General features: G+C 71.1%; 20 protein-coding genes. 12 read left to right on the top strand and 8 right to left on the bottom strand.

Annotated elements, in window-relative coordinates; all coding sequences use genetic code 11:
- Positions 1–213 precede the first annotated feature (213 nt).
- From ACFWU3_RS29300 to ACFWU3_RS29290, 3 genes are all read left to right on the top strand, one after another.
- Positions 214–1,038 (top strand): FAD binding domain-containing protein, encoded by an 825-nt coding sequence (locus ACFWU3_RS29300; protein WP_384443694.1) that lies wholly within the window; start codon positions 214–216, stop codon positions 1,036–1,038.
- Complete coding sequence (locus tag ACFWU3_RS29295; RefSeq protein WP_384443692.1) at positions 1,035–3,908, top strand: molybdopterin-dependent oxidoreductase; 2,874 nt, start codon at positions 1,035–1,037, stop codon at positions 3,906–3,908. Before ACFWU3_RS29300 ends, ACFWU3_RS29295 begins: the two co-directional genes overlap by 4 nt.
- A gap of 69 nt (positions 3,909–3,977) precedes the next feature.
- On the top strand, positions 3,978–4,466 hold the full coding sequence (locus ACFWU3_RS29290) for a molybdopterin-dependent oxidoreductase (RefSeq protein WP_384443690.1): 489 nt from the start codon (positions 3,978–3,980) through the stop codon (positions 4,464–4,466).
- A gap of 181 nt (positions 4,467–4,647) precedes the next feature.
- Here ACFWU3_RS29290 and ACFWU3_RS29285 read toward each other — a convergent pair whose 3' ends face one another.
- Positions 4,648–5,067, bottom strand: coding sequence for a molybdopterin-binding protein (locus tag ACFWU3_RS29285; protein WP_384443688.1), 420 nt, complete (start codon positions 5,065–5,067; stop codon positions 4,648–4,650).
- A gap of 546 nt (positions 5,068–5,613) precedes the next feature.
- Here ACFWU3_RS29285 and ACFWU3_RS29280 point away from each other — a divergent pair.
- Both ACFWU3_RS29280 and ACFWU3_RS29275 read left to right on the top strand, forming a co-directional pair.
- Positions 5,614–6,198, top strand: a complete 585-nt coding sequence (locus tag ACFWU3_RS29280) for a TMEM165/GDT1 family protein (protein ID WP_384443686.1) — start codon at positions 5,614–5,616, stop codon at positions 6,196–6,198.
- 189 nt (positions 6,199–6,387) lie between these two features.
- The gene (locus ACFWU3_RS29275) at positions 6,388–6,645 is read left to right on the top strand and encodes a hypothetical protein (RefSeq protein WP_384443684.1); all 258 of its coding nucleotides are present in this window, start codon (positions 6,388–6,390) and stop codon (positions 6,643–6,645) included.
- 45 nt (positions 6,646–6,690) lie between these two features.
- Here ACFWU3_RS29275 and ACFWU3_RS29270 read toward each other — a convergent pair whose 3' ends face one another.
- Together ACFWU3_RS29270 and ACFWU3_RS29265 are read right to left on the bottom strand one after the other, a co-directional pair.
- Positions 6,691–7,455, bottom strand: coding sequence for an SDR family NAD(P)-dependent oxidoreductase (locus tag ACFWU3_RS29270; protein WP_384443682.1), 765 nt, complete (start codon positions 7,453–7,455; stop codon positions 6,691–6,693).
- Positions 7,456–7,510: 55 nt separating this feature from the next.
- Positions 7,511–7,846 carry a YnfA family protein gene (locus ACFWU3_RS29265; RefSeq protein ID WP_340474631.1) on the bottom strand — a complete coding sequence of 112 codons (336 nt, stop codon included), beginning with the start codon at positions 7,844–7,846 and terminating at the stop codon, positions 7,511–7,513.
- 88 nt (positions 7,847–7,934) lie between these two features.
- On the opposite strand from ACFWU3_RS29265, the gene ACFWU3_RS29260 reads away from it, so the two are divergent.
- On the top strand, positions 7,935–8,414 hold the full coding sequence (locus ACFWU3_RS29260) for a hypothetical protein (RefSeq protein ID WP_384443680.1): 480 nt from the start codon (positions 7,935–7,937) through the stop codon (positions 8,412–8,414).
- 177 nt (positions 8,415–8,591) lie between these two features.
- Positions 8,592–9,302 carry an AAA family ATPase gene (locus tag ACFWU3_RS29255; RefSeq protein WP_384443678.1) on the top strand — a complete coding sequence of 237 codons (711 nt, stop codon included), beginning with the start codon at positions 8,592–8,594 and terminating at the stop codon, positions 9,300–9,302.
- A 71-nt stretch (positions 9,303–9,373) separates the two neighbouring features.
- Here ACFWU3_RS29255 and ACFWU3_RS29250 read toward each other — a convergent pair whose 3' ends face one another.
- Positions 9,374–10,801: an FAD-dependent monooxygenase gene (locus ACFWU3_RS29250; protein ID WP_384443751.1), complete on the bottom strand. Its 1,428-nt coding sequence runs from the start codon at positions 10,799–10,801 to the stop codon at positions 9,374–9,376.
- A 189-nt stretch (positions 10,802–10,990) separates the two neighbouring features.
- On the opposite strand from ACFWU3_RS29250, the gene ACFWU3_RS29245 reads away from it, so the two are divergent.
- Entirely contained in the window at positions 10,991–11,566 is a 576-nt protein-coding gene (locus ACFWU3_RS29245) for a TetR family transcriptional regulator (protein WP_384443676.1), read from the top strand.
- Positions 11,567–11,666: 100 nt separating this feature from the next.
- On the opposite strand, the gene ACFWU3_RS29240 is transcribed toward ACFWU3_RS29245, so the two are convergent.
- Positions 11,667–12,401: a Mut7-C RNAse domain-containing protein gene (locus tag ACFWU3_RS29240; protein WP_384443674.1), complete on the bottom strand. Its 735-nt coding sequence runs from the start codon at positions 12,399–12,401 to the stop codon at positions 11,667–11,669.
- A gap of 200 nt (positions 12,402–12,601) precedes the next feature.
- Positions 12,602–13,135 (bottom strand): GNAT family N-acetyltransferase, encoded by a 534-nt coding sequence (locus tag ACFWU3_RS29235; protein ID WP_384443672.1) that lies wholly within the window; start codon positions 13,133–13,135, stop codon positions 12,602–12,604.
- Between the two features lie 45 nt (positions 13,136–13,180).
- Between ACFWU3_RS29235 and ACFWU3_RS29230 the strand changes: the two genes are divergently transcribed.
- Entirely contained in the window at positions 13,181–13,801 is a 621-nt protein-coding gene (locus ACFWU3_RS29230) for a hypothetical protein (RefSeq protein WP_384443670.1), read from the top strand.
- A 43-nt stretch (positions 13,802–13,844) separates the two neighbouring features.
- Here ACFWU3_RS29230 and ACFWU3_RS29225 read toward each other — a convergent pair whose 3' ends face one another.
- The gene (locus ACFWU3_RS29225; RefSeq protein WP_384443668.1) at positions 13,845–14,675 is read right to left on the bottom strand and encodes a DUF6597 domain-containing transcriptional factor; all 831 of its coding nucleotides are present in this window, start codon (positions 14,673–14,675) and stop codon (positions 13,845–13,847) included.
- Between the two features lie 63 nt (positions 14,676–14,738).
- Between ACFWU3_RS29225 and ACFWU3_RS29220 the strand changes: the two genes are divergently transcribed.
- Positions 14,739–15,314 (top strand): TIGR03086 family metal-binding protein, encoded by a 576-nt coding sequence (locus ACFWU3_RS29220; RefSeq protein ID WP_384443666.1) that lies wholly within the window; start codon positions 14,739–14,741, stop codon positions 15,312–15,314.
- 251 nt (positions 15,315–15,565) lie between these two features.
- On the opposite strand, the gene ACFWU3_RS29215 is transcribed toward ACFWU3_RS29220, so the two are convergent.
- Positions 15,566–16,126, bottom strand: coding sequence for a hypothetical protein (locus ACFWU3_RS29215; RefSeq protein WP_352205878.1), 561 nt, complete (start codon positions 16,124–16,126; stop codon positions 15,566–15,568).
- A 272-nt stretch (positions 16,127–16,398) separates the two neighbouring features.
- On the opposite strand from ACFWU3_RS29215, the gene hemL reads away from it, so the two are divergent.
- Complete coding sequence (hemL, locus tag ACFWU3_RS29210; RefSeq protein WP_384443664.1) at positions 16,399–17,706, top strand: glutamate-1-semialdehyde 2,1-aminomutase; 1,308 nt, start codon at positions 16,399–16,401, stop codon at positions 17,704–17,706.
- Positions 17,703–18,425: a histidine phosphatase family protein gene (locus ACFWU3_RS29205; protein ID WP_384443662.1), complete on the top strand. Its 723-nt coding sequence runs from the start codon at positions 17,703–17,705 to the stop codon at positions 18,423–18,425. The genes hemL and ACFWU3_RS29205 overlap by 4 nt, the downstream gene beginning before the upstream one ends.
- Positions 18,426–18,769 lie beyond the last annotated feature (344 nt).

Genomic DNA, 18,769 nt, shown 5'->3' with positions numbered 1-18,769 from the left:
CGCGGCTGCGGGGCGGACCCCGCATCTCACATTCACGAGGCGAGTGTGAGTTGCCACATGGTAAATGCACGGGTGATTGCCCAAAAAGCCTCTTGGTTGATCGTCCAGTACCGGCCGGGCGCGGACGCAGGTTTTCCGTGTTCCGGACCAGTCGTTTTCGGTCCTCGCCCCGGCTTCACTGGCCTGGAAGCAGCGGCAGAAGGCGGGGGCGACATGGATCTGAACACCGTGCTGGAGGTGTCCGACGCGCGGCGGCGTGAGCCGTGGCGGCCCGGCGACGCCTGGCTCGGCGGGGGCACCTATCTGTTCTCCGAGCCGCAACCGCACCTGCGGCGTCTGGTCGATCTGAGCCGGATGGGGTGGGAGCCGGTGGTGCACCGGCAGGACGGGGCGCTGGAGATCGCGGCGACCTGCACCATCGCCCAGCTCTCCCGCTGCGGACGGACGCTCGCCGCGGAGGCGGCAGCGTTGTTCGAGCAGTGCTGCCGGGCCTTCCTCGCCTCGTTCAAGATCTGGAACATGGCCACCGTCGGCGGCAATCTCTGCAACGGACTGCCGGCCGGGCCGATGATCTCGCTGACGGCCGCCCTGGACGGTGAGTGCCTGCTGCGGTCGCAGGGAGGCACGTCGCGCCGGGTCGCGGTCGCCGACTTCATCACGGGCGCGGGACGCAAGGATCTCGGTGAGGGGGAGCTGTTGCGGTCGGTCACCCTCCCGGCCCGGGCGCTCAGGTGCCGTACCGCCTTCCGGCAGGCGTCGCTGTACGGGCTGGGCCGCTCGGGTGCGCTGGTCATCGGCACGCTCGATCCGCTGGACGGCTCACTGGCCGTCACGATCACCGCCGCCACGACCCGGCCGTTCCGGCTCTGGTTCCCCCTGCCGCCGGACGGACCGGGCCTGCGGTCCGCGATCGAGGCGGCCGTCGGCGACGACGAGTGGTTCGACGACATCCACGGGCTGCCCGCATGGCGACGGCACATGACGTTCCGCCTCGCCGAGGAGATCCGCCGCGAACTCACCAAGGAGTCGGTTCGATGAGCTTCCGTATCGAGGTCAACGACCAGCCCTTCGAGGCCGAGCCCCGCGCGGGCCAGTGTCTGCGCACCTATCTGCGCGACCGCGGCTGGTTCGGGGTGAAGAAGGGCTGCGACGCCGGGGACTGCGGGGCCTGTACCGTCCACGTCGACGGCGAACCCGTCCACAGCTGTCTCTATCCGGCCGTCCGCGCCGCCGGCCGCCATGTCACCACTGTCGAGGGCCTCGCCTCACCGGAGGGCGAACTCCACCCGGTCCAGCGCAAGTTCCTCGACGCCCAGGGCTTCCAGTGCGGCTTCTGCACCGCCGGATTCCTGATGACCACGGCCGCCATAGAAGCCGAGCAGGGCACCGACCGTGACGACGGCAAACTCGACGACCTGCCCCGCGCGTTCAAGGGCAACATCTGCCGCTGCACGGGCTACCGCGCGATCGAGGACGCGGTGCGCGGCGTCCGGCACACCGAGCGGCCCTGCGCCGGGAAGGCCGTCGGCAAGAGCCTCGGCGCACCGGCCGGCCCGCAGGTCGTCACCGGCACGGCCCGCTACACCTTCGACATCGAGGTCCCCGGCCTCCTCCATATGAAGCTGCTGCGGTCGCCGCATCCGCACGCCCGCATCCTCGCGATCGACACCTCCGCGGCCCTGAGGATCCCGGGTGTGCACGCCGTCTTCACCCACGAGGACGCCCCGGAACGCCTTTACTCCTCCGCCCGGCACGAACACCCCACCGAGGACCCCGACGACACCCGGGTCCTGGACACCGTGGTCCGCCATGTCGGGCAGCGGGTCGCGGCGGTCGTCGCGGACAGCGAGCAGGCGGCCGAAGAGGGGTGCCGGCGGATCGAGGTGACGTACGGGCAACTCCCTTACGTCACAGACCCGGAGGCCGCGATGCTGCCGGGCGCACCCGCGCTGCACGGTGACAAGGGGCCCGACGCGCGCATCGCCCGCGCCGAGAACAACGTCGCGGGCGAGGTGCACGGCGAGATCGGCGATGTGGAGCAGGGTTTCGCCGAGGCGGACGTCGAGTACGAGGAGACCTTCCGCACGCAGCGCGTCCAGCACGCCAGTCTCGAAACCCACGGTTGTGTCGCGTACTTCGAGCCCAAGGAGGGCGGCAGCGGCGAGCGGCTCACCGTGCGCTCCTCGACCCAGACACCGTTCCTGACCCGGCGTGCGCTGTGCGCGCTGTACGACCTGCCCGAGGACGAGGTCCGGGTCGTCGCGGGCCGGGTCGGCGGCGGGTTCGGCGGCAAGCAGGAGATGCTGACCGAGGACATCGTGACGCTGGCCGCGCTGAAGCTGCGCCGTCCGGTGAAGCTGGAGTACACCCGGGCCGAGCAGTTCTACGGGGCCACCACCCGGCACCCGTTCAGGGTCACGATCCGGATGGGCGCCCGCCGCGACGGCACGCTCACCGGTTTCCATTTCCGCGTGGTGTCCAACACCGGGGCCTACGGCAACCACGGCCCGGCGGTGATGTTCCACAGCGTCGGCGAGTCGATGGCCGTCTACCGCGCCCCGCACAAGAAGGTCGACGCCTACTCCGTCTACACCAACTGCGTGCCCGCGGGCGCCTTCCGCGGCTACGGCCTCGGCCAGGTGACCTTCGCTGTCGAGTCGGTGATGGACGAACTCGCGCGGCGACTCGGGATGGACCCGCTGGTCTTCCGCGAGAAGAACATCATCGGGCCCGGCGAGCCCATGCTCAGCCCGATCGGCGAGGAGGAGGACCTCCACATCGCCTCGTACGGCCTGGACCAGTGTCTGTCGGTGGTCCGCACCGCGATCGCGGAGGACACCAGCGCCGAACAGGCCCCGGAGGGCTGGCTGGTGGGCCAGGGCACGGGCATGGCGATGATCGCGACGGGCCCTCCCGGCGGGCACTACGCGGACGCGCGGGTCTCCCTGCTCGGTGACGGCACGTACGACGTCGCCGTCGGGACCGCGGAGTTCGGCAACGGCACCACCACCGTCCACCAGCAGATCACCGCCGGCGCCCTCAACACGACGGAGGACCGCATCGCGATCCGCCAGTCCGACACCGACGTCGTACGCCACGACACCGGGGCCTTCGGCTCGGCCGGTACGGTCGTCGCCGGCAAGGCGGTGCTGCTGGCCGCGAGTTCGCTGGCGGAGCGACTGCGGACCTTCGCGGGCCGGTACACCGGCGTACCCCGGCATCTGTGTGTCCTCGGCCCGGAGGCGGTCGACTGCGCGGGCCGGGTCGTCGTGCTCAAGGAGCTCTTCGAGGCGGCGCACGCCGCAGGGGCCGCGGAGGAACTCGCCGCCGACGGTCACTGGGGCGGCTCCCCGCGCTCGGTCGCCTTCAACGCCCAGTGGTTCCGCGTCGCCGTCGACCCCGGCACCGGCGAGATCCGCATCCTGCGCAGCGTGCACGCTGCCGACGCGGGCAAGGTCATGAACCCGATGCAGTGCCGCGGCCAGGTCGAGGGCGGCGTCGCCCAGGCCCTGGGGGCCACTCTGTTCGAGAACGTCCGCATCGACGAACGCGGCGAGGTCACCACGGCCGCATTCCGCCGCTACCGGCTGCCTCAGTACGCCGACGTGCCCCGTACCGAGGTCCACTTCATGGAGACCGCGGACGCGATCGGGCCGCTCGGAGCCAAGTCGATGAGCGAGAGCCCGTTCAATCCGGTCGCCCCCGCGTTCGCCAACGCGCTGCGCGACGCCACAGGCATCCGGTTCACAGAGCTGCCTGTCACCCGTGACCGGGTCTGGCTCGCTCTCGACCGGCATGCCCGGGGGGAGCAGCCGCGCCCCTCGGACGATGCGACGGAAGAAGCGATGGAATCCGTCGTATCAAGCTCACAAATTCGAGGAGAAGTATCCGACAAGGTGCGCAGATGAGATTCTGCGGCCGGGCGGGCGGGTATCACTGGCGGCAGTCGCCGCACCGACCGCCCGAAGGGGACCCCGATGAGCCGCGTCCCTGCGCAGCCCCGTACCGCCCCCGCGCAGACGCGCCCGTTCACCGTGCACGGAGAGGTGGCCAGTCCTCTCACTCTGAGCGTCGCGGACCTTCGGGAGCGCTGGGATGAGCACCGGGCGGACGTGACCTTCGACTGCGCCACCAGCGGTCCGCAGCACCACACCTTCCACGGGCCACTGCTGCGGGAGGTGGTCGGCCTCGCGGCCCCTCGTTTCGACCCCGGGAAGCGCAAGCTCCGATCACGCTTCCTGCTGGCGGTCAGCGGGGGCGACGGTCATCGCACCGTGCTCGCCTGGGCGGAGATCGACGCCGACTTCGGCGGCTGTCCCGCTCTGCTGGCCACGCGGATGGACGACGAGGACCTCGATACGGCAGGTGCTCAGCTGGTCGTGCCCACGGACCGGTGCGGAGCCCGCTACATCAGTGCCGTCACCGGTATCTGGGTCGGGGAGTGCCGTGTGCCGGGAGGTCTGTGAACCCCGAACAGGGACAGTGAGCGGTGGCCTGCCCACGGCAGCCACTGCGGTGGGCCCGAGTCCGAGGGCCCCGCACCGGGCGCGTGCGGGGCCCTCTTGCCGTCGGAACGCGTCCCTGGAGCGGTGGTGCGCCGGAGCGGGGTGTGCGTCGCCGGAAGGCGGCGGTGCGCCGGGGCGGTGCTCAGGCGCTCGCGAGCGCGATCTCCGTGGACTTGATCAGGGCGACGACCGGGGAGCCGGCCGTCAGGCCGAGGTCGGAGACCGCGTCCTTCGTGATGGCGGCCGTGAGGCCGCCGCCCTCGATGTCGATCTTGACGCTCGCCATGGCCCCGCCGGCCAAGACCTCGCTGACCGTGCCGGGGATCCGGTTGCGGATGCTCAGCCCCTCGACGGCGCCGGTGGCCAGGGCCACCTCGGTCGCCTTCATCAGCGCGCGCACAGCGGAGCCCTCGCCGAGGCCGAGGTCCTTGACGGCTTCGGCCGTGATGGCGGCGGTGACGTGCTGGCCGCCGTCGAGGCGGACCCTGACGGTCGCCATCGCCTCGCCGGACGTGACCGAAGTGACCGTGCCGGGGAGTTGGTTGCGGATGCTCAAGCTCATGGGAGAACGCCTCGATTGCAGTGGAAAGCCGGTGTGCGCGCGCCGTGTTCGGCACTCTAAGGGCTGTCCCGTCCTCCCCGGTGGATCAGCGCGCGGCGTCGGATGGGGGTGCATCGCCCGGCGGGGGGTCGAACTCGTACGGGGGGTATCCGGGCGATCCGGCAACGCGGCGACGGGCCGTAGCTGTTCGTCGTGCGCCCGAGGCCGTGTCTGTCGTCACGCCGACCAGGGCCACCGTGCGCAGATCCGCTCACGGTGGGTGACCAGGGAGTTCGGGCCCCCGCGATCATCGAAGGCCCCCGCCGGGGGTGGGGTACTGTGGACGATTGCGAAGGGGAGTAGCCCCGCGAACCGGTCGTCGACACACTGGAGCCCCCGGGCTCCCGGTGGCCGGGCCTGCGGATGACGCGGGCGGGCGAGACCTTCGGTCAGGTATGACGTGCCCGCGCCCTGCGGGTTCGCCGTCGTGCCGGGCCGAGCGGTCCTCCGGTTGCCTCTGGCGCTTCGCGAAGACCGGGGCCCGGCTCTCACAGAAAGCCACCCGGAATGAGCCTCGACCCTCTGGCGATCGTCACCGCCTTCGGTCTGATCTTCCTCGCGGAACTGCCCGACAAGACGATGTTCGCCTCCCTGGCGATGGGCACGCGGATGCGGCCCCTCTACGTCTGGTTCGGCACATCGAGCGCTTTCATCGTGCACGTCGCGATCGCGGTCGGAGCGGGCAGCCTGATCGGGCTTCTGCCCGACTGGATCGTCAAGCTCGTCTCCGCGCTGCTCTTCGCCTTCGGTGCCTTCATGCTGCTGCGCGGCGGAGCCGAGGACGACGAGGAGGACGCCGGGGGCAAGACCGTGACCGGTTTCTGGCCCGTCTACTCGACCGCGTTCATGGCGGTGTTCATCAGCGAGTGGGGCGACCTCACCCAGATCACCACAGCGAACCTCGCCGCGAGCAACGGCACGTGGTCCACCGCCATCGGCTCCGCCGCCGCGCTCATGTCCGTCTCCGCCCTGGCTCTGCTCGCCGGCCGCTTCATCGCCAAGCGCGTTCCACTGAAGACCGTGCAGCGCATCGGCGGTCTGTGCATGCTCGGCCTCGCGATCTGGTCCGTGACCGAGATCTTCACGAGCTGACGCGGCATGGCGCGGGGCGTGCGCGGAGCCCCCGGCGGAGGGCCCCGGTGGCCTCAGCACATGCGGCCCGTTGCGGCCGAATGTATGAAGGAAGGGCAGGTGGGGGGATCGGGCCGAAGGGCCCTTTCCCGCCCCGCGGCGGGTCCGCGGGGGCACGCATGAGGGGGGTACCGGAGGGAGAGGCATCTCATGGCCCGAACCAGAACAGACCGGCAGTCGAGAACGCCGTTCTTCTCCCGCCCCGCCGTCCGCCGCCTCCTGCCGTTCGCCCTGATCACCGCGATCGCCCTGATCTTCATCTTCGAGAACCGTACGAGCGTCAGGATCCGTCTGCTGATCCCCGAGGTGACCATGCCGCTGTGGGGCGCCCTGCTGATCGCATGGGGCCTCGGGATGCTCGCCTGCCTCTTCACGGTGCGCAGGCGGGCGTCCCGGCGAACGATGTGACGCGATGGCGGTGCGCCGCTGCGGCCGGGGCTCGCGGGCCGCGTGTCAGAGGTCGCGGTGGACCTTGGAGTTGGATGCCTGGGCGCGGGGGCGGACCACCAGGAGGTCGATGTTGACGTGGGAGGGGCGGGTGACCGCCCAGGTGATCGTGTCGGCCACGTCGTCCGCCGTCAGAGGTTCGGCCACGCCCGCGTAGACCTTGGCGGCCTTCTCCTCGTCACCGCGGAAGCGCGTCGTCGCGAACTCCTCCGTCCTGACCATCCCGGGAGCCACCTCGATCACACGGACCGGGGTGCCGACGATCTCCAGGCGGAGGGTCTCGGCGAGGACGTGCTCGCCGTGCTTGGCGGCCACGTAGCCCGCGCCGCCCTCGTAGGTGGAGAGCCCGGCGGTGGAGGAGAGGATCACGACCGTGCCGTCGCCGCTGTCGGTGAGGGCCGGCAGCAGGGCCTGGGTCGTGTGCAGTGTGCCGATGACGTTGACCTCGAACATCTGCCGCCAGTCCGCGGGATCGCCGGTGGCGACCGGGTCCGCGCCGAGCGCGCCGCCCGCGTTGTTGACCAGGACGTCGCAGCGGTCGAGGCTCGCGGCGAAGGCGTCGACGGCCGGGCGGTCGGTGACGTCGAGGGCGTACGCGGTGGCCCGGTGGCCCGCCGTGACGAGCTCCGCGGCGAGTGCCTCGATGCGGTCCTTGCGGCGGGCGGTGAGGACGACGTGGTACCCGGCGGATGCGAGTCCGCGGGCGGTCGCGGCGCCTATGCCGCTGCTGGCTCCGGTGATGACGGCGACGGGGGTGCCGGCGGCGGTCATGTCCAACTCCTCGCGCATGTGATCGGTACGCGGCCCAGGATAGGCCGCCGCCGCTTCAGCGGCCGCGTGGTGCGTACATGATCAGCGCCATGCCGGCGAGGCACACCAACGCGCCGAGAATGTCCCAGCGGTCGGGGCGGTAGCCGTCGGCGACCACGCCCCAGGCGATGGAACCGGCGACGAACACTCCGCCGTACGCGGCGAGGATCCTGCCGAACTCGCCGTCCGGCTGAAGCGTCGCGACCAGGCCGTAGGCCCCGAGCGCGATGACCCCTGCCCCGATCCAGAGCCAGCCGCGATGCTCCCTGAGGCCCTGCCAGACCAGCCAGGCGCCGCCGATCTCGAACAGGGCGGCGACGACGAACAGGAGGACCGAGCGTGCGACGAGCATGGGCTCAGCGTGCCATGGGGAGCGCCAGGGACGCGCCGGGCCTGATGGGCAATCAGTTATATAGGCACATAAAAGGTATCTTCGGGATATGTGTGTGATGCGCAAGGTGCTGCTCGCGGTGTCCGCGGCTGTCGTACTGGTGATCGGCATGGGCGGGGCGAGCGCCGGTGCCCGGGTGATCGCGCCCGAGGCGGACGTGGCGCACCACGGCCATGTCTCGCTGACCGGCGGGCGGCTGGGGATCGCGCTGGTGTCCCAGAGCTATGGTCCGGCCAGTCTGGACAACGCCACCGTGAAGTTCACCTTCTCGGTGCCGCTGGCGGGCGCCCAGGTGCTGCCGGAGCGGTGCCTGTGGGGATCCGACCGGGTCGTGCTGTGTGCGGCGGGACCGCTGCGGGCCGGGGGCACGGGACGGACCGTCGCGCTCGATCTGCGGACGCTGGGCGTCCCGGACGAGGTGGTCGTGAAGGTCGGCACCCACTGGAACGGCGGCGCGACCGACCGGAATGCGGCGAACAACGAGCACGAGGTGCTGGCGCTGTCCACCGGCGATCCGTACGTCTTCTGAGGTCTGGTCCGCGGCGAGGGGTCCGGTCCGGCACGGTGAACCCCGATCCGCACCGGGGTGCCCCGGGTGGGCGAGTGGGTGCCGGTCCGCGGCGGTGGGTCCCGGGCGGGCGAGTGAGCCCCGGTCCGCGGCGGTGGGTTCGAACCGTGCCGGTGGGCTCTGGTCCACACTGGTCCCGTGATTGTCGAACGCGCGTACGCACACCTCGCTTCCTACGACGAGGACGCCTGGCCCTGGTCGGTGCCCTGTGTCCGGCAGTTGCTCGACGAAGGTCTGCGCTTCACCGCACCGGTGACCTTTCTGGTCGGTGAGAACGGCTCGGGCAAGTCGACCCTGGTGGAGGCCCTGGCGGAGGGCTTCGGCCTGGACTCCTACGGCGGGTCGCACGACTGGCGCTACTCCTCCGCGCGCGGCAAGTCGGTGCTCGGCGAACGTGTGCGCTTCGACGCGGCTCCGCGCGGACGTCGCATGGTCAGCAGCTGGTCGGCCCGCAAGGGCTTCTTCCTGCGGGCCGAGACAGCACTGGACGCCCTGGACCGGGAAGGCTTCGCGCCGGACTTCGTCAGTCATGGGGAGGGCTTCCTCGCCGCGTTCCGCGGGAAGTTCCTCCAGGCGGGGCTCTATGTGATGGATGAGCCGGAAGCGGCGCTCTCCTTCTCCTCCTGCCTCGAACTGATCGGGCACATCGACCGGTTGACCAAGGAAGGCGGCCAGATCATCTGCGCCACGCACTCCCCGCTGCTGACCGCCCTGCCCGGCGCGGACATCGTGGAGGTGGGGGAGCGCGGCATGCGGCGGGTCGCCTGGCGGGAGCTCGGTGTGGTCGATCACTGGCGCCGCTACCTCGCCGACCCGCAGGCCTACCTGCGCCACATCGTCGATCCCTAGCTTCCGGGGCCTCCCCGGGGCCGGTCCCCGCCGGATCGCCCCGGTCGGGCGGGCCTCGGCCGGCGCTCCGCTCATCTGCCGTCCTCCGCCCAGGCGATATACCCGTCGGGACGGATCAGGAGGGAGTCCCGGCGGTCCGACATCCAGTGGGCCCGGACGACGCTTCCCGAGACAGTGGGGACGCCGCGCGGACCGGCAGCGTCGGCAGCGGCGGCAGCGGCGCCGGTGTCCGGGGTGACCAGCACGAACTCGCCCTTGCGCAGCAGCTCGTAGAGCCTCCCCTCGCCCAACTCCAGGTCCGGGGCGCGGGTGCCGGTGAGGCGGTGGGCCCCGCGCGGTCTGCCGTACGCGATACCGATGCCGGAGACCATGCCCATCGCCTTGGCGGCGGCCGGGCGGACGGCGCTCACGAACCGGGAGAGCAGGGAGCGGACCGCACGCCGCAGCGGGGTGTGGGCCATGGCGAGGCGGACGATCCCGCCGCTGGAACGCAGCACCATCGCGCCGACGGGGTGCCGCTCCGAGTGGTAGCTGTCGAGCAGCGCTTCCGGGGCGGGTGCCTGGCCCTTGAGGACCGACGCCAGCTTCCACGAGAGGTTGGCCGCGTCCTGGAGGCCGGTGTTCATCCCCTGGCCGCCGGCGGGGGAGTGGACGTGTGCCGCGTCGCCCGCGAGGAAGACCCGGCCCACGCGGTAGGACGGGACCTGGCGCTCGTCGCTGTGGAAACGGGAGATCCAGCGGGCGTCGTGCATGCCGTGGTCCGTGCCGAGGGCGACGCGGGCGATCTCGCGCACCTCGTCGAGATCGACAGGCGCGCTGTCCGGCACCTGACGCCTCCGGTTCCACTCCATGACGCGGTACCAGCCGTCCCCGAAGGGGGCGATGAAGGCGAAGGCGTCGCCCGCGCCGTTCACCGTGAGCAGTCCCTCGGGCTCCTCGGTGAGCCGGACGTCCGCGAGGACGATGGAGCGGATCACGGAGTCGCCGGGGAACGGCAGGTTCAGCGCCGAGCGCACCGCGCTGCGCACTCCGTCGGCGCCGACGAGATAGCGGGCGCGCACGGTGGTCCGCGCTCCGTCACCGGCTCGGACCCCGGCCGTCACGGAGTCGCCGGACTGCTTCAGGTCCAGCAGCTCCGTCCCGTATCGGAAGGTGACGCCCGCGGCCCGGGCGCGGCGCTCCAGCAGTCGTTCCACCTCGTACTGCGGGGTGATGAGCAGGAACGGGAAGCGGGACCGCAGCAGCGACAGGTCGAGGGAGAGCCGGCGGAAGAGCCGGAGTCCGGTGATGGGGGTGCCCGTCGTGATGAGCTCGTCGGCGAGACCCCGCGCGTCCAGCTGCTCCAGCGTGCGGGCGTGGACGCCGAAGGCCCGCGTCATGTTGCTCGTCTCGTGGGGGCGGCGCTCGATCAAGGTCACCGAGATGCCCGCAGCGGCGAGGTCGCCGGCGAGCAGCATGCCGGTGGGACCGGCTCCCACGACGAGGACGTCGGCGGTCATGTCCTCGGCGGTCGTGTCCTCGGCGGTCGGGGCGTCGGTCGTCGCGGCATCGGTGGTGCTGCCCGCTTCCTGTGCGGCCTTGTCGTTCATGGCGCCTCCTCAATGCCAACGCTTGTTGGTCAACGCTTGTTGGCAAAGGTAGACCCGGAGGTCTGGCGTGTCAACACCTGTTGGCCTACAGTTGTTGGCATGACGACGGAAGCCCCCGGCCCCACGCGCCGATCGGATGCCACACGAGCCGCGATCCTCGAAGCCGCCCGCGAGCGCTTCGCGGAGGACGGATACGAGCGCGCCACCATCCGCGCGATCGCCCGCGACGCAGGGATCGACCCGTCGATGGTCATGCGGTACTACGGCAACAAGGAGGGGCTGTTCGCCGCGGCCTCCGAGTTCGACCTGCGGCTGCCGGGCCTGGGCGCCGTCCCCGACCGGCACATCGGCGCGGTCCTCGTCACCCACTTCCTCGACCGGTGGGAGCAGGACGACGTGCTGACCGCCCTGCTGCGGGCCGGCGTCACCAATACCGCGGCCTCGGAGCGCCTCCGCGAGATCTTCAAGGGGCAGATCGGACCCGTGGCGTCGGCCGTCTGCCCCGACCCCGCCGACGCTCCCCGCCGGGCCGCCCTCGTCGCCTCGCAGATACTGGGCATGGCTCTCGCCCGCTACGTGCTGCGCTTTCCGCCCGCCGTGGACATGTCCCGGGAGGAGGTGATCGCCTGGCTGGCGCCGACCGTTCAGCGCTATCTCACGGCGGATCGGCCGTAGTCGGGCCGCCGTTGTGGGCCGGCGGGCGCGCCACAGGGGCCCGGGCCCCGCGGGTGGCCGAGGCCGACGCCTGGCAGGGGACGGGCGCTACATGAGTGAACTACGCCGGTGCGCCGCCGAATTCGCGGACCGCGTCGTCGACGATCGCCTCCAGCCGGGCGTGGTGCGCACCCCTCCAGTACACCCGCCTGCACTCCAGGCACTGGGCGAACACGTCGTAGGTGCGCTCGGTGCCCTGCTCCAGTCGGTCCTGGACCGCGTCCTTGTCGGCAGCGCTCAGCCGCCCGTTGCACGCGGTGCACCGCGTCCAGGGTGCGAGCGCGGGAGTGAACCGCTCCAGGACGTCCCGCAGTTGGTCGTCCGGCTTGTCGCTGTAGACATAGGCGCCGGCCCAGATCTCGCGGCGCCGCAGCAGTCCGCGGTCCCGGGAGAGCAGGACGCGCTTCTCCTGCGCGGACAAGGTCGCGAGCGCCGGGTCGCCGATGTCCTCGTTCTCGTACGACGCGTCCACACCGAGCAGCCGCAGTCGCCTGGCCAGTGTGCCGAGGTGGACGTCCAGCAGAAAGCGCAGCGGGGCGCCGGGCACCTGTTGCGGGCGCTCGACACCGAGCACCTCGACGTTCTCGCCCGCGCTCGGAATGTGCGAGACAGCCACGTCGCGGCCGTCGACGAGCAGCCGGCCCGCCTCCGTGAGCGGGACGCCGAGCGACTCGACGACATGGCCGAGCGTGGAGGAGCCGTCGGTGGCCAGGGGCGTTGCGCCCTGGCGGCGCTCGGGCGGGACGAAGAGGCGCAGCTCAGGGGCGACGCACAGCTGGATTTCCGGTCCGTTCACGCGCCAAGCATGTCATCGGGCGGCAGGGAAGGGAGCGGGAAGCGCCCGGACAGGGCCGAGGAGCCTGCACCCCGGACGGGTCCCTGAGCCCCGGGCCGCGGAAAGAGATCCGTGCGGTCGGCCCGTGGGCACGCCTCGTCCATCGGCACGCCTCCCACGCCGGTCGCGGGCTCGGTCACGAGGCCGCGTCCCACCCGGTCCTACGAGGCCGGCAGCGACTCCAGGTCGAGCCGCCAGTCGTTCGACCGCAGCGGATTGCCGGGCGGGTACTCGAAGTCGTACTCACCGAGCAACTCGAAACCGGCCTTCCGGCACACCCCGTTGGACGGCGCGTTCTCGATGGACGGGAAAGCGTGCAGATAGCGGTGCTTGTGCTCGGCGCGGGCCGCGCGGGCCACCGCGAGGGTGGCGGACGTGGCGATGCCCCGGCCCTGGAAACCGGGCAGGACGCTCCAGCCCGTCTCGTACACCTGCTGCCCCTGCCACTCGTGCTCCCAGAAGCCGACCGAACCCGCCGCCTCCCCGGTCTCCTCCAGAACGACGCGGTACATCCTGCCCTTGCCGGTGCGGTCGGAACTCAGGTCCACATACCGCTTGTGGCGCTTGACCAGCTGTTCATCGGATTCAGGACCGCCGAGGTGGTCCATCATCTCCGGGACGTTCGCCGCACGCAGCAGCTCGAAGTCGCCCGCCGACCATGGCTCGATACGTACCGCCGATGCTTTGATCTCCATGGCACGCACTGTAGGAGGCAGGTCTGACAACCGGGGGTCACGACGATGAGCTTCACCGGTGTCTGGGCGATCGGCGCCGTACCCGACGCCGAAGTCGCCGCGCTGCCCGCCCGGTTCAGCCAGGCGGAAGGCGAGTGGACGACACCGCCGGGCTATGCCGAGGATCTGGCCTGGTGGATCGGAGGCGGCGACCGCGAGCCCTATTTCACGCCCCTTCCGACACCGGCCGCGCATCGTTTCGCCGCCTTCGCCCGTAGCGGTGGGCCGAGTTCACCGGCCGTCGCCGCGATGAAGGAGGCGAGCATGGACCTGTTGCGCGACGCGGAGGGCGACGCCGCCTTCGCCGCGGCCGCGCGCAAGGGTGATCCGGCCGTCGCCCTCTACTACGGCCTCGGGGCCGAGGCCGCGGCGCGGCTGCCCGGCTGGTTCGGCGACTTCCTGCTCACGGCGGTGGAGGTACGCGCGGTTCTGCCGCACGCCGAGTCCGTGCTCGCCGCGAACGGGCCGCGCCGCGCCGAGATCCTCGGCCGTATCGACGTGTGGATGTCCGCCATGAGCGACGAACCCGGCTTCGACGCGAGCACGCTGCTGGACGGGCCGTTGCGGGTGCTGCGGTACGCCGCGGAACACGGGACGGGGGCGGTCGGGGTCAGCGAGACGTACTGAACGGTCCGTGGTGCGCGACGTGCGCACAGGCGACCGGCGGACCCTAAGGACCGGGCGGGCGTGCGTACGCCGTCGGCGGCACGCCCACCGTCGCCGTGAAGTCCCGTACGAGATGGGCCTGATCGCTGTATCCGAGCTCGGCCGCCAGCGCCGCCCAGTCCGGCGAGGTCCGCGGATCCTCGCTCGACTCGGCGCGCTCCAGGGCCTCATGGATGCGGTAGCGCAGGATCACCCACTTCGGGCCCACCCCGACGTACGCGGCGAACAGCCGTTGCAGCGAACGGGCCGACAGCCCTTCCGCCTCCGCCAGTTGGGAGACCCGGCGGATCGTACGGTCGCCGCGCACCCGGTCCACCAGTTCCATGGCGCGCAGCGCCTGAGGGTCGGGCTCCGGGGCGAGGCCGAGAAGGAACGCGTCGAGGGCGGCGACCCGGGCGTCCTCGTCGTCGGGGCCGCAGATCGTCGCCGGAGCGGCCACGGGGTCGGTGCCCGGCAGGGCGTCCGCGATCGGCACCCGGCGGCCGGTCCAGTCCGACACCGGCCCCTGGGGCGCGAACGGCCGGTAGCCACCGGGCCGGAACTGCACCCCGCACACCCGGCCCTCGCCCTCCAGCTTCTGCGTGAACAGCTCCAGGCCGATGCCCGCGACCTCGCCCCAGGGCGACTCGCCGCCGTACCGCTGGAACACGATGTTGACGCAGGGGTGCGGAACGACGTGCGATGCGTACGGCTCCGGCAGATCCCAGTCGATGAGCCAGTAGTGCTCGAGGTACGGACGCAGCGCCGGCGCGGGCTCGCGGCGGCGGAAACGGACGCGGTCGAAGAGTTCCCGGGCTTCGACGATGCCGCGGGTGTCGCGGCGCGGACCTGCCATGACGGGGATCCTATGTCGCGTTTGTTCAATACGCAGGGGTGTTGCCGGGCCTACGGTCGGTCCATGACGAACACCATCAGTGATCTTCTCGAAGCGGCGGCGGAGTGTGCTGTTCCGGTGGTGCGCGGCATCACCGACGACCGACTGGACGACCCGACGCCGTGTGCGGAGTACGACGTACGGGCCCTGGTCGACCATCTGACGCAGGTGGTGATCAACTTCCAGGCGCTGGCGGGGAAGAAGGACGCCGACTTCGGCGTGGAGGCGCGTTTCGTCGACGGCGGCGGGGACTGGCGCGAGCGGTTCGCCGAGGAAACGGCGACGCTGGTCGGCGCGTGGGCGGCGCCGGGGGCGGAGGAGGGCACCACCGGCACGTTCGGCCTTCCGGCCAGGACGGTGGGGCACATGGTGCTGGGTGATCTGACCGTGCACGCGTGGGATCTGGCGAGGGCGACGGGGCAGGAGTTCACGCCGCCCGCGGTGGTGGTGGCGGAGCTCGGTCCCGCGCTGGACCGGATGGCGCCGATGGCTCGCAAGGGGGGCGTGTTCGGGGAGCCGGTGGCGCTGGGGGAGGGGGCGTCGGCGTTCGAGAGGGTGCTGGGGGTGACGGGGCGGGATCCGGGGTGGGTCCGGGGGTAGGTTTCGCCTCAATCGCCGGCGGGGCTTGTTGTGGTTGCCCCGGCCTGGTCCGTGCGGGCTCCTCGGCGCGAGCTACGCCTCAATCGCCGGCGGGGCTTGTTGTGGCTCGGGCCGGCTTGATCGCTCCGGTCCTACCGGGGTGCGTTCGCTCGGGTCCTGCGGGCAGGGTTCGCCTCAATCGCCGGCGGGGCTGGAATTGCTCGCCCAAGTACTTGATCGGCCCGGGCGGGGCCCCGCGTCCGTACGTCCGCCTACGGCCACACCAAGCAGTACGGCTGGTGGCCCGCCTCGTGCAACCGGTGGCTGAAGTCCTGCCATTCGTGCAGCAGCTGGTAGACGTTGAACGCGTCCCGGGGGCCTCCGCGGTCCGGGACCGTCGACCAGATGAAGGCCGCCGCGCCCACCGACTCCTCGCCGATGTCCCGCAGCGGGTCGACCACCGTCATCGGGAGTTTGACCACCGCGTAATCCGGGTGCAGCACCACGAGCTCCAGCGGCGGCACCTTGTTCAGGGGCATGCCCTGGATTCCGGTCAGCACCATCGCCGCTATCGTCTCGGGCTTGATCTTGGTGAACAGCCCGCCCATACCGAGTTCGTCGCCGCCCAGCTCTTCCGGGCGCATCGAAATCGGCACCCTGGCGGCCGTGGCCCCGTCAGGTGCTCCGAAGTATTTGTAGGTCACCCCCACTCGGCCGCTCCTGCTTCCCGTGGGCTCGTGCGCCTCCGATTCGCCTCGCCGGTGCTTTCCCCGCCGGGCAGGCTCGGGACCCAGGTCGTCGGTCCCCTCGCCCAGTCCGCCACCGCGATGCATATCTCCACCCGACCACTCGCAGCCCCCGCCGCGCAACCCGATCATCGTGACAGTGACCTCCCCCACGAACGTGCTGTGAAACACCCGTCCGCAAGAACGTCACAGCCTCTGACACCATGGATTCCGTGAGCTTTCCCTGTGTCGCCCCAGTTTCGCAGACGCGAGGGGGTGACGCCGTTTCGTAATACGAGGAGATCGCGCTCCCTGCTCACCGGTGGCCGAGATCATCCTCCTTGGCTGCCCGAACACCCGAACCGCAGATCAGGACCAAAGTGGCGTATTCATACGAAGCCCCAGTTTCGCAGGCGCTTTTCGACCGCGCGTCCCTCGTGACGCCCGGCGGCGTCAATTCTCCCGTGCGTGCCTTCCGTGCTGTGGGCGGTACGCCCCGGTTCATGGTGTCCGGTACCGGTCCGTACCTCACCGACGCGGACGGACGCGAGTACGTGGACCTCGTCTGCTCGTGGGGGCCGATGATCCTCGGGCACTCCCACCCGGCCGTCATCGAGGCGGTGCAGGCGGCGGTGGCCCGCGGCACCTCCTTCGGGACGCCCGGAGAGGGCGAAGTCGCCCTGGCCGAGGAGATCGTGGCCCGGGTCGCGCCCGTCGAGCAGGTACGGCTTGTTTCCAGCGGTACCGAGGCCACGATGTCGGCCATCCGCCTCGCCCGCGGATTCACCGGCCGTGCCAAGGTCGTGAAGTTCGCCGGCTGCTACCACGGTCACGTGGACGCGCTGCTGGCCGCCGCGGGCTCGGGTGTCGCGACGTTCGGGCTGCCCGACACGCCCGGGGTCACCGGCGCCCAGGCCGGCGAGACCGTCGTTCTGCCGTACAACGACCTGGAGGCCGTACGCCAGGCCTTCGCCGCGCACCCCGGTGAGATCGCCTGTGTGATCACCGAGGCATCGCCCGGCAACATGGGCGTCGTCCCGCCGCTGCCGGGCTTCAACCAGGGTCTGAAGGACATCTGCCGGGAGAACGGCGCGCTCTACATCTCCGACGAGGTGATGACCGGGTTCCGCACCAGCAGGTCCGGCTGGTTCGGCGTGGACGGTGTCGAGGCCGACCTGCTGACCTTCGGCAAGGTCATGGGCGGCGGCTTCCCGGCCGCGGCGTTCGGCGGCCGCGCCGACGTCATGGCCCACCTCGCCCCGGCGGGCCCCGTCTACCAGGCGGGCACGCTCTCCGGTAACCCGGTCGCGACGGCCGCGGGGCTCGCGCAGCTGCGGCTGCTGGACGACGCCGCGTACGCCAAGGTCGACGCCGTGTCCGCGGAGATCCGCTCGCTGGTGACCGACGCGCTGAGCAAGGAGGGCGTGGCGCACCGGCTGCAGACCGCGAGCAACATGTTCTCGGTCTTCTTCACCGCGGACGAGGTGCGCGACTACGAGGACGCGAAGCGCCAGGAGGCCTTCCGCTTCACCGCCTTCTTCCACGCCATGCTGGCCGAGGGCGTCTATCTGCCGCCGTCCGCCTTCGAGTCCTGGTTCGTCTCGACCGCCCACGACGAGCGGGCTGTGGAGCGGATCGCCGCCGCGCTGCCGTCCGCCGCCCGCGCCGCCGCGGAGGCCACCGCATGAGCGACCACAAGGACGACGGCAACAGCGACAGCAAGGCCGTCGACGACAGGGACATCACCGTCGTCCACCTGATGCGGCACGGCGAGGTCGACAACCCGGACGGCGTGCTCTACGGCCGTCGCGCCGGCTATCACCTGTCCGAGCTGGGCCGGCAGATGGCCGACCGGGTCGCCGAGCATCTCGCGGGCCGGGACATTACCCATGTCGTCGCCTCTCCGCTGGAGCGCGCCCAGGAGACCGCCTCTCCGCTGGCCAAGAGCCACGGTCTGACGATCGAGACCGACGACCGGCTGATCGAGGCCGGAAACGTCTTCGAGGGGAAGACCTTCGGTGTCGGCGACGGCGCACTGCGCAAGCCGGCCAACTGGCGCCATCTCACCAACCCGTTCCGTCCCTCCTGGGGCGAGCCGTACGTCGACCAGGTCGTCCGGATGATGAGCGCGCTGAACGCCGCACGGGACGCCGCCCGCGGGCACGAGGCCGTGTGCGTCAGTCACCAGCTGCCGATCTGGACGGTGCGCAGCTTCGTCGAGCGGCGCCGGCTGTGGCACGACCCGCGTCGCCGGCAGTGCACGCTGGCGTCGCTGACCACGTTCACCTACCAGGGCGACAGGATCGTTTCGGTCGGCTATTCGGAGCCCGCTCGTGATCTTGTCCCGGCGCACCTGCTTGCCGGTGCGAAGCCTGTGAAGGGTAAAGCGAAGGCATTCGGCGCGTAGTTCTTCGCAAAAATGTGCTGTTGGCGCGGGAACCCCCGCCCTCCGTGGCTCATCTCAACCGGTGGCCGGTTTGTATGGGCTCTCTCCTCCGGGAGGGTGCGGATGGGATCGATATGCGCGACATCAGCCGAAGGGGCTTGCTGGGGGCAGGACTTGGAGCCGCGGCCGCGATGGGGATCGCGGGCTGCGGCTCCCTCGGGTCGGACAAAGGTGGACAAACCGGGTCGAATGGTAGCGGCAAGGGCGGGACGGGAAAGCCGTCGCCGTCCGAGAGCCAGGCCCGGCTCATAGGTGACGGCTCCACCTCCGACACCGGGGCGCAGCCGCACCAGCCGGCGAAGCCG

It is taken from the genome of Streptomyces sp. NPDC058685 (assembly GCF_042714725.1).
Taxonomy (GTDB): domain Bacteria; phylum Actinomycetota; class Actinomycetes; order Streptomycetales; family Streptomycetaceae; genus Streptomyces.
The sequence above is the reverse complement of the archived record's forward strand: the minus strand, read 5'-3'. Positions and strand labels throughout refer to the sequence as shown.

Bases quoted from the DNA above. Each gene is read 5' to 3' on its own strand.
- ACFWU3_RS29235 (WP_384443672.1), bottom strand. From the start codon at position 13,135: ATGGAGATCAAAGCATCGGCGGTACGTATCGAGCCATGGTCGGCGGGC.
- ACFWU3_RS29230 (WP_384443670.1), top strand. From the start codon at position 13,181: ATGAGCTTCACCGGTGTCTGGGCGATCGGCGCCGTACCCGACGCCGAA.
- ACFWU3_RS29250 (WP_384443751.1), bottom strand. From the start codon at position 10,801: ATGACCGCCGACGTCCTCGTCGTGGGAGCCGGTCCCACCGGCATGCTG.
- ACFWU3_RS29285 (WP_384443688.1), bottom strand. From the start codon at position 5,067: ATGAGCTTGAGCATCCGCAACCAACTCCCCGGCACGGTCACTTCGGTC.
- ACFWU3_RS29265 (WP_340474631.1), bottom strand. From the start codon at position 7,846: ATGCTCGTCGCACGCTCGGTCCTCCTGTTCGTCGTCGCCGCCCTGTTC.
- ACFWU3_RS29205 (WP_384443662.1), top strand. From the start codon at position 17,703: ATGAGCGACCACAAGGACGACGGCAACAGCGACAGCAAGGCCGTCGAC.
- ACFWU3_RS29290 (WP_384443690.1), top strand. From the start codon at position 3,978: ATGAGCCGCGTCCCTGCGCAGCCCCGTACCGCCCCCGCGCAGACGCGC.
- ACFWU3_RS29260 (WP_384443680.1), top strand. From the start codon at position 7,935: ATGTGTGTGATGCGCAAGGTGCTGCTCGCGGTGTCCGCGGCTGTCGTA.
- ACFWU3_RS29270 (WP_384443682.1), bottom strand. From the start codon at position 7,455: ATGACCGCCGCCGGCACCCCCGTCGCCGTCATCACCGGAGCCAGCAGC.
- ACFWU3_RS29220 (WP_384443666.1), top strand. From the start codon at position 14,739: ATGACGAACACCATCAGTGATCTTCTCGAAGCGGCGGCGGAGTGTGCT.
- ACFWU3_RS29295 (WP_384443692.1), top strand. From the start codon at position 1,035: ATGAGCTTCCGTATCGAGGTCAACGACCAGCCCTTCGAGGCCGAGCCC.
- ACFWU3_RS29280 (WP_384443686.1), top strand. From the start codon at position 5,614: ATGAGCCTCGACCCTCTGGCGATCGTCACCGCCTTCGGTCTGATCTTC.
- ACFWU3_RS29225 (WP_384443668.1), bottom strand. From the start codon at position 14,675: ATGGCAGGTCCGCGCCGCGACACCCGCGGCATCGTCGAAGCCCGGGAA.
- ACFWU3_RS29215 (WP_352205878.1), bottom strand. From the start codon at position 16,126: ATGCATCGCGGTGGCGGACTGGGCGAGGGGACCGACGACCTGGGTCCC.
- ACFWU3_RS29245 (WP_384443676.1), top strand. From the start codon at position 10,991: ATGACGACGGAAGCCCCCGGCCCCACGCGCCGATCGGATGCCACACGA.
- ACFWU3_RS29275 (WP_384443684.1), top strand. From the start codon at position 6,388: ATGGCCCGAACCAGAACAGACCGGCAGTCGAGAACGCCGTTCTTCTCC.
- ACFWU3_RS29300 (WP_384443694.1), top strand. From the start codon at position 214: ATGGATCTGAACACCGTGCTGGAGGTGTCCGACGCGCGGCGGCGTGAG.